This is a genomic window from Ruoffia sp. FAM 24228, from assembly GCF_045528575.1.
In the GTDB taxonomy this organism is placed as follows: Bacteria; Bacillota; Bacilli; order Lactobacillales; family Aerococcaceae; genus Ruoffia; species Ruoffia halotolerans.
Window position 1 is genome coordinate 21,335 of the sequence record NZ_JBGQQZ010000028.1, and the last position, 9,417, is coordinate 30,751.

Annotated in this window: 7 protein-coding genes and 1 pseudogene; all 8 read right to left on the bottom strand. The window is 38.8% G+C overall.

All coding sequences use genetic code 11. From position 1 onward, the window contains the following. Positions 1–12: 12 nt before the first annotated feature. Positions 13–318: a YbaB/EbfC family nucleoid-associated protein gene (locus ACEN33_RS06450; protein WP_407094758.1), complete on the bottom strand. Its 306-nt coding sequence runs from the start codon at positions 316–318 to the stop codon at positions 13–15. 437 nt (positions 319–755) lie between these two features. Then, complete coding sequence (locus ACEN33_RS06455; RefSeq protein WP_407094755.1) at positions 756–1,304, bottom strand: ECF transporter S component; 549 nt, start codon at positions 1,302–1,304, stop codon at positions 756–758. A 23-nt stretch (positions 1,305–1,327) separates the two neighbouring features. Beyond that, positions 1,328–3,466 (bottom strand): DNA polymerase III subunit gamma/tau, encoded by a 2,139-nt coding sequence (gene dnaX, locus ACEN33_RS06460; protein ID WP_407094756.1) that lies wholly within the window; start codon positions 3,464–3,466, stop codon positions 1,328–1,330. Between the two features lie 118 nt (positions 3,467–3,584). Beyond that, the gene (locus ACEN33_RS06465; protein ID WP_407094757.1) at positions 3,585–5,489 is read right to left on the bottom strand and encodes a M13 family metallopeptidase; all 1,905 of its coding nucleotides are present in this window, start codon (positions 5,487–5,489) and stop codon (positions 3,585–3,587) included. Positions 5,490–5,731: 242 nt separating this feature from the next. Further along, a complete protein-coding gene (locus tag ACEN33_RS06470; RefSeq protein ID WP_328590763.1) occupies positions 5,732–5,917 on the bottom strand; it encodes an HIT domain-containing protein in 186 nt (61 codons plus the stop codon). Between the two features lie 241 nt (positions 5,918–6,158). Further along, positions 6,159–8,576, bottom strand: a complete 2,418-nt coding sequence (locus tag ACEN33_RS06475) for a flavocytochrome c (RefSeq protein WP_138403901.1) — start codon at positions 8,574–8,576, stop codon at positions 6,159–6,161. A 24-nt stretch (positions 8,577–8,600) separates the two neighbouring features. Continuing rightward, complete coding sequence (locus ACEN33_RS06480) at positions 8,601–9,200, bottom strand: NADPH-dependent FMN reductase (RefSeq protein WP_407090329.1); 600 nt, start codon at positions 9,198–9,200, stop codon at positions 8,601–8,603. A gap of 101 nt (positions 9,201–9,301) precedes the next feature. Further along, positions 9,302–9,417 (bottom strand): annotated as a pseudogene (locus ACEN33_RS06485) (IS30 family transposase); the annotation flags it as partial.

Genomic DNA, 9,417 nt, shown 5'->3' on the forward strand with positions numbered 1-9,417 from the left:
TCCTACTTTCTACTAAAACGGTAAGTTTAATCCTTGAGTGAATTTCCCTAAACGTTGTTCAGTTGTTTTATCAACTTGTGCTAAAGCATCGTTCACAGTCACAATGACTAAGTCTTGTAACATATCGATATCTTCTGGATCCACTAAATCTTCTTTGATTTCTAATTCAACGATACGTTTTGCTCCAGTTACTTTAACTGTTACTAATTTATTGTTATCAGATGCTTCAAAAATTGACGTTTCAATCGCTTTTTGTTCTTTCTCCATATCTTTTTGCATCTTTTGCATTTTTTGCATCATACCTTGCATGTTTCCCATTTTCATAAATATATCTCCTTTTTGTGCTTTCTGGGCGAGCAATATTTTACTTAAATATTCGCTCCCTCAGCCTCTCACTTTTAATTTTGTTCATTATATATACTAATATAATGTTTATCTCACTTATGTTAGTGCGGTAGAGCCAATGATTTCATCCGCTCGTCAAACGATTCATCTTATCTTTCTTTTTATGCATCATTCTGTCATTTTTGCACAAACAAAATAAGCTTAAATGCTTAGCTCTATTATAACATAATCTGATATTTTTCGGACTACCAACGGCATTTTTCATATAATAATCTATAAAGGCTTCCCTTATTCCTAGATTAACAATATTATTGCTATAATTTTCAAAATACTATACTAAAAAAAACATTTAGCTTATTTCTTGTCAGATATTGACAAGGCCTAAACTAAACGGGTTTTATTTAAGTATTTTATTTAAAACGGTTAAAGACCGGCTTTATTGGCCAATATAGTAACGGGACTAGAATAGCTGTGACAACGCCAGTAAATAAAGAAGCTGGCAGTGCTGATATCGCGCTAGCCACTGCGCCACCAAGGACTGAACCTAACATCAATTGTTGGATGATGTATTTGAAAAATATCACCACAATCTTAGTCACTGCTCCGACAATACCTAGTGTGATAATGTTTCGCATTCGGTTATCGTAATGAAACACGTAACGAAAGATGCATTCTACCACTAATAGAACGATAAAGTTCTCAATTAAGGTGAAAAGTACGACTGGTAAATAACCGGACGTAATATCAAAAATCGCTAAGCCAAGTAAAGCGGCGATGGTTCCCTTTTTAAAGCCCATAAACAATATAGCTAATATCACTAAGGCGTTCCCTGGATGGACAAACGTATTGCTAATTGCTGATGGCATTGGGATTCGAATCATATAAATTGCCAAGACAATTAAGGCAGCATACGTAGCCATCTGAGTTAAATCTCTTGTATCAATCTTTTCATTATTCATATTCAATACTCCCTCTCATATCTTTAACGATCATAATAAATATTTACATTCTCTTCACCGAACAATTCGATGGCTTTGGACACAATCTCAGGGGGTCCTTCCTCTTCTTCGGGTTCATTATTATCTAATTCCATAGTGCGATGACTGGGTGATCCTTCTTGCGAGAAGATGTCATCAATACTTCTCGTCGAATTCGGCAAAGACGCTTCAAGTGAATCCATCGAATGATTTGATTCTTGGAGCTCTTTTGCTGGAGCTTCCGGACTCTCTTCTCTAACACGCGTTTCTTGTGTCTTTTCAGACACTTCTTGAGTAGATGTTGCTTGCTCGTCAACGACTTCCTCTGTATCTATTTGGTTATCTGACACTTCAGTTTCAGCTTTCGTCTCCACTTCGACTGTTTCTTCTACGTCGTCAGTTTCATCTTCTTCAATTGGAATCGGTGCGCCGTTATTTTTCTTACGTAACATCGCATAGTTCTTACGGACATCCGCCCATTCACTTGCTAAGATGAGTATGATTTTCATTGACATGCCAGTTTTTTGCTCGACAGTTTCTTCAATGAACTTCATTAGTTCATGGCCGTGTTGAACGTCTCCAGCATAGGCTGGATTCGGGAAGCTAATTAAAGCACTGCCTTCACCGGCTGCTAAAGGTTCTGTTTCAAAGAATTTTGCTCGTTGTTGAGGTGACAATTCATCTAAGACCGCTGGCCAATGCTCTTTCATCAAACGAATATGTTGATGTGTCGCGGTATTCAATACACGGTATACATGATTTAATCTCAATTTATAGCGCGCTTGTTGGCGAGCGGGTCGTTTACGTGGGACTTTCGGTGCTTCTTCGGCCACTGGCTTCGCATCATTAGTTAGTTCCCCGTTACCTTCTTGATTAATCGGTTGGACACCTTGATTAGTCGGCTGGTTCTCTAAGTAAGCACGAATTAATTTATCCTGACTTTGCACTTGTTGGGACAAGGCCGCAAGTTTTTCTTCCAACTGACGCACTGTATCCATTAAAGCGCCATTAACTGCTTCATTGGGTGCGCTAGCAGTATTAGCTTGTTGCCTACCGCTCACCAATTGTTTTTTATCCGTTTGGGCTAATTGAATCGTCATCACTTCAATATATAAGTTTGGTGAGGTACTAAAACGCATTTTTCCTTGTGTTTCATTCAATGTATCAATGAGTACATAATAGAAATTTGCGGGGACTTCTTCACGTAAAGGTTGAATTTCTTGCTCGCTAAGGAGTGTTTGGTTTTGCTTAATATGTAAAGTTAGTAACATATCACGACTGAATAAGATTAATTCATCAATAAAGCGTGCCGCTTGTTTCCCTTTTTGTAGTTGGTCATTGACGATTTCTAAGGCCTCTTCAATATTTTGACGGAAAACCGTTTGAATATAGTTTAATAAAGCCATTTGGTTTAAGCTTCCTGACACCTCAAGTGCAGTTTCAACAGTCACTTCTTCCGTATTAAAAGAAATCGCTTGGTCAAGTAAACTTACGGTGTCACGCATTCCACCATTAGCTGAACGCGCAATGATTGCTAAAGCTTCTTCGTCATAGTCGATGTTGTCATGGTTAAGAATCTCTTCCATTCTTCCAATTAACTCTTGATCTGTATAAAGTTGGAAGTCAAATCGTTGCGTACGCGACAGGATTGTAGCTGGAATCTTATGAGCTTCGGTCGTCGCTAGGATAAATACCACTTGCTCAGGCGGTTCTTCCAATGTCTTCAACAGAGCATTAAAGGCTGCTGTCGTAAGCATATGAACCTCATCAATAATATATACTTTATAACGAGCTTGGCTAGCTGCATAGCGAACGTTCTCACGTAATTCACGGATTTCATCTACCCCATTATTTGACGCGGCATCAATTTCAACCACATCACCTAACTGACCTTCGGTAATTAAGCGACACATGTCACAGTTATTACATGGGTTTCCATCCGTTTGGTTCGGACAGTTAATCGCTTTTGCTAGAATCTTAGCAGCACTGGTCTTACCTGTTCCACGCGGTCCAGTGAATAAATAAGCGTGACTAATATGATTCGATTTGATGGCATTTTTTAGTGTTTCTTTAATAATGGGTTGTCCAACCATCTCGTCAAATGTTTGCGGGCGCCAAACCCGGTAAAGTGCTTGATAACTCATTTATTTTCCCCTTCCACATGTTCATAGTCTACTCATTATAAACAAAAATCCCCTTCATGACTATGAAATAAAATATATTTCACAGTCATAAGGGAAGTCATCTCTTGCTAATATAATCTTACCATATTACAACGCGGTCTTCTGGTGCAAAATACATTTTGTCGCCTTCTTTAACATCAAATGTTTCATAAAACTCATCCATATTACGCACTTGGATGTTCGCACGTAATTCTGCTGGCGAGTGAACATCAATCGAAAGAAGTAGTTGTTGGTACTCAGGACGGGCTTTCAAGCTCCAAATACGCGCCCAGTTCATAAAGAATTCTGCTAAGTTCGCATCATCTTCTTGTTTTGTTGCTTCTAGCGCTGCAGTTAAGCCACCGCCATCGGCGATATTTTCTGAGACAGTCAATTTACCGTTTACTTTTCCACCCGCAAATTCAATGCCATCCCATTGCTTAATCATCGCTTGCGCTCTTTGATCAAAGGCTTCCAGATCTGCTTCTGTCCACCAATTATTCATATTTCCTTGTGCGTCAAATTTTGCTCCATTATTATCAAACGCATGCGACACCTCATGAGCAATCACTGCCCCAATTCCTCCGTAATTTTCACTACGAGATTGATTCACACTATAGAACGGCGCTTGTAAAATCGCAGCTGGGAAGCAAATTAAATTATAATTCGGATGGAAGTAAGCATTCACAGTTGCAGCACTCATACCCCATTCACTGCGGTCAACATCTTTGTTCCAACGAGCAAAATCACGTTCATTAAACTGACGAGTAAAGGTCGCAGTATTTGCATAAAAACTCGCATCTTCATCAACTTTTAACTGAGTGAAAATCGCTGGATATGTATCAGGGTATCCAACAAAAATATCCAACGCATCCAATTTCTTAATCGCTAGGTCAATCGTTTCCGGTGTCAGCCACGTATTTGCTTTCAAACGATTTTGATAGACTTGGATCATCGCTTCAACCATCTCGCGCACGTCTTGACGAGCTTTCTCTCCAAAGTATTTCTTACCGTAATAACCTCCAACTACTTGACTAAACGTATTAATTGCAAAATAATAAGCATGCTTTTCGGCACTTTGTGTCTTAGGACTTCCCGACAAAGCCAATTGATATAGACTTCCCGCTTGACGAATCTCTTCAGATAACATTGTAGTTTGGCTGTTGGCTAAATTCACAATCATCCACGCTCTGAGTAATTCAATCTGTTCATTATTAACAATGCCATGGAAAGCTTCGAAAAAATCTGGCTCAGAAACAATGGCTTTATCAATATCTTGACCGATAAGTTCTTTGAATAAAGCTAAGAAGTCAAAGTCTTGTGAGTAGTTTTTGATCTCCTCTGCTGTACGTGGGTTGTATGTAATCGTATAATCCGCTAATTCTTCCGAACTTTTCATATGTGGAATAAATAAAGCATCGAACTCAACTGCTTGTTCAACTAAGTTTGCAGCTTCAACTGACTCAAATCCCATTAATTCAAGAACCTTTTGACTCATATCTTTATACACCACTAACAAGCGCTCTCCCGCTTCATTACCTTCTTGGTAATATGTTGTATCTGGTAAAATCGTACCCGGCACAGATAAACCTAAGATGTATGTGGATGTATCTTTCATATCCGGCCCAATGCCTAATGAGAAAGGTAAAGGTAAGCTGTAACGTGCCCACTCTGGTGCAAGTGTCTGCAAGTCTTGAATAGATTCTAAAGCTTTTAACTTTTCTAGTAACGGTTGAACAGGTGTCTCCCCAAGCGCATTGCGTTTGTCGAAATCCATCGCTTGTTTGTAATACTTAAGCATTTCAACTTGTTCACCGTTTGTTAATTCAATTTCTCCAGCAACCATCTTTTCCAGATCAGTCATTAATAATTCCTCTACGCCATCACGCAGATTCATAAAGCCTCCGGTTGACGATTTGTCATCTGGAATTACAGCCGTTTCAAGCCATTCTCCGTTGACCGCTTGATATAAATCATCTTTAATGAGTTCTTTGTCTATTGCCATTCGTTTCACTCCTATTTGAATATTTAGTCTATTATAGCACTTTTATATTAAGCTAGAGTGAAGTGACGCTCACACTTGCTAATATTTTCCCATAAAACATGAGCCAAGACAATCGACAGAATGTCAGCATCTAACCTCATAAAATATCATTAAATTTCTAATTCTTTACGAAGATCAGAAGCCATCTTCTCGTATGCTTCTTCATCGAGGAATGTTTCACCTTGATTCATCGCAAAGCGTGTTCACCACTCAAATTCGCCTTCATATTTAGGTACAACATGGAAGTGAAGATGCGAACCACTGTCGCCGTAAACACCATAGTAAATTTTATCTGGTGGAAAAAGTTTATACATTGCTTTAGCAACTTTAGATATATCAGCAAAGTAGTTATTTCGCTCTTCGTCTGTAATATCGACCATTTCACTCACGTGATCTTTTTACGCAACAATGGTACGACCTGGGTGACTTTGCTCACGGAAAATAATAACCAATGACGTTTCCAGCTCACCTACAAGATAGCCAAACTCATCTAATCATTCACCTTTTTGACAATAACCGCAATTTGGATCCAAACCATGTAACATACCTCCATATTCTTATTCCACACTAGTATATTGAAGATTTAACAAACATCCTACTCTGAAGTAAAATATTTTGAAACTCAGTGCTTTATGCTAAATGTGAGGCATTCTTACCAGCAATGCGCCCGAACGTAAAGATATCCGATAATGCATTCCCACCAAGACGGTTTCCGGCATGAATTCCGCCCGCAACTTCACCGGTAGCATATAGACCCGGAATAATATCGCCGTCTTTAGTCAATACATGTGTATTTGAGTCGATTTTTAATCCACCCATTGTATGATGGACCGCAGGTTTTCTTGGTGTTGCATAGAATGGTGCTTTCTCAACTTTATATTCAAATGCTCCTTTATGAAACTCTGGATCTTCCCCGACATCTACATACGAATTATATTTATGAATTGTATCAACTAATACCGATGGCTCCATACCAATCATCTCAGCTAATTCTTCAAGTGTATCTGCTCGGAATAAAACGCCTTGCTCGACTTCTTTCTCAATCTTCTCATCATTGGTATTCATGGCAGTACCTTTGATGTTCTCATCTGCGATTAAGTAGAATAGTCCACCGTTATCGATTGCTGCTTTAGATAACTCATCTCGACTTCCATATTCGTTAACGAATCGTTTACCTTCTTGGTTCACCATAATAAAGTTTGCAGGAGGCACTTGTAGCCCTGAGAATAGCGCTCCAGTATTTGGATCGGTTGTTGGTAACATTTGAATATAACCCATATCAACTAAATCTGCGCCAACACTCTCACCTAAACGAATACCGTCACCCGTAATAGCAGGTGAATTCGATGTTTTAATATCATCCGCAATCTCAGCCCAATATGTATTATATTTTTGAAGCATCTTCGTGTTTGAACCAAATCCACCTGAAGCAAGAACGACTGAGTCTGCATGAACGATAACTTTGCGCTTGTTGGGTCCATTAGCAATTAAGCCGACAACTTTACCGTCTTCAACGATTAATTCTTCCACTGACGTATCTGTTATAATCTCTCCATCGTGAGCAAGTACGTATTTCTGAAGGGCATCAACATAAGCAAATCCTTCATTCTCTTTCGGTTTGTGACCTCTTCTCCAGTTCGCTCCCACTGGCATTTGGACATTCTCTTTATCGAATTCAACCCCGATATCTTCTAACCAGTGAACTGAGTCTAAGACATTATCCGTTAACGTCTTCACTAAATCATAGTTTCCGTAAGCTTCATTGCCTTCTAGGTCATGTCGTTTACCACCTAGATATGTTTGAATTCGATGCCATAAAGTTGAATCAAATAAAAATTCTTCTTTCCCATCAACTTGGTTGAAATAGTCTTGAATTTGTTCTTTAAGCATATTAAAGTCTTCACGGTATTCCTCGTGGATTTCTGCTTCATCCAGCTCAAGAATGCCTTTTAACGTTGTATCTTCACCGGCTAAAGCTGTCATCCCATTTTGCCAGACAGGGTTGGCCGCATTCATTGGTCCACCCGTTCTAACTGTGTTACCACCAATCGATGGGAATTTTTCAAGCAATGTTACTTTTTTGCTTTCTTGAAGTGTACTTGCGGCTGCACTTAATCCCGCTCCCCCACCACCAATAACAACCACGTCAGTTGTGATTTCAAGTGGTTCTTCTTGAGGTTGTTGCGTTACTCGACGACGTTTTCTCATAACTTCTGCATCTGCTCCAGCTAATTCAACCGCAGTAGCTACTCCATCAATAACCCCTTTACTTGTCACTGTTGCGCCAGAAATAACGTCAACGTTTAACGTTTGACCGTCTAGAATTTCTTCTGGAATACGTGTGAATACAACATCCGCAATTCCTGCTGACTCGCCTTCAGTATCAATTTCAATCGCTTCAATACGGTTCTTTGATAAGCGAACCACCATTGGTAAATCACCATTATGCCCAGGTGTTGTTACTGAGTATTCCCCTGGTATAAATTCGATTTCTTCAGGAATATTCAATAAGTTCGCCACATCAGTAAAGCGGACGAATTTTTTGAAGCAACTTTCTAAGAATTTAATGGTTCCTTCATCTTTTAATTGCTCGTTTTCATCAAAGACTTCATGCACACGTCCTAGTAGAAATTCACTTCCCGGCATTACTGTCGCATTCACACCTGGTGCGTCAAGGACTTGGCGTAAATGAAGTTGCGAACGTGACGATCCTTGAACATCATAAGATGCACCGACAATCATCACAGGTTTACCATCGAACGGGTGCACTTTGAAAGATAGCCATTCTAAAGTACTTTTTAACGCAGATGGAATCGAGTGATTATGTTCAGGTGTCGCAATAATGACCCCATCAGCTTCCATAATTTTTTGGTTTAACTCTTGAATCACTTCACTGTCTGTTTGATCATCTGATTGGTTAAACATTGGCACTTTATCAATTTCTAGTACTTCAATGTCAACATCAGTAAAATGTCCCTTCATATAATGAAGTAACATTCTGTTATAAGAAAACTCAGCGTTTGTTCCAACAATTCCAACAAATTTCATAATTAATTACCTCCTATATCTTAATTATTTCCAAGTAAATGACATTTGACTCTTTCTGATTTTAGACGATGATTCTAATAACTTATTTGTTATTTCAACAAACTCGACGAATTCTTCAAAAACTTCTTCTAATTCTTCAACTTTTGTTTGGTCTTTTAAATTACCTTCCTCATCAAAAGCTTGGCTAGAACGACCTAATAGGAATTCAGAACTCGGCATAATACGCGCTTTAAGTTCAGGCGCATCTAGAATCTGACGTAAATGTGCTTGCGCTCGTGACGACCCAAGTGAGCCTAGGGAAGCTCCTGTAATTAACACTGGTTTGTTTAATAAAGGCTGAGTTGTATATGAAAGCCACTCTAGTAAGCTTTTCAATGCAGCTGTAATCGTGTGATCATATTCTGGGGTACTAATAATAACGCCGTCTGCGGCGAGTATTTTATCTGATATTTCTTGAATGCCTTTTGGAGCAATTCTTTCTTTAGGTTCATTAAAAGCAGGTAAATCTTTAATTTCACAGAGTTCAATATCCGCTTGTGAATTAAAATGCTTTTGAATATATTGTAATAATTGGCGGTTTGTCGACTGATCTGAGTTTGTACCTACAATTCCTATCAATTTCATCTTTAAAATCCCTTTCTATTCATTGTGCATGTGGCAAAATGAGCATGATATTGTAAAAAATTTAGCTCATGAACTTCAATACTTTATACCTATTTGATTTGTCAAATTAAGCTAGACAAAACTGCTTCATCTAAGTAACTCAAAAATACTTCCAACGGTGTTCGGTAGTGTAAGGATTTCCGTGGAATCGTGTTCCGTTTGTGTGCAATCGATGACA

Bases quoted from the DNA above. Each gene is read 5' to 3' on its own strand.
- ACEN33_RS06455 (WP_407094755.1), bottom strand. From the start codon at position 1,304: ATGAATAATGAAAAGATTGATACAAGAGATTTAACTCAGATGGCTACG.
- ACEN33_RS06450 (WP_407094758.1), bottom strand. From the start codon at position 318: ATGGGAAACATGCAAGGTATGATGCAAAAAATGCAAAAGATGCAAAAA.
- ACEN33_RS06465 (WP_407094757.1), bottom strand. From the start codon at position 5,489: ATGGCAATAGACAAAGAACTCATTAAAGATGATTTATATCAAGCGGTC.
- ACEN33_RS06475 (WP_138403901.1), bottom strand. From the start codon at position 8,576: ATGAAATTTGTTGGAATTGTTGGAACAAACGCTGAGTTTTCTTATAAC.
- dnaX (WP_407094756.1), bottom strand. From the start codon at position 3,466: ATGAGTTATCAAGCACTTTACCGGGTTTGGCGCCCGCAAACATTTGAC.
- ACEN33_RS06480 (WP_407090329.1), bottom strand. From the start codon at position 9,200: ATGAAATTGATAGGAATTGTAGGTACAAACTCAGATCAGTCGACAAAC.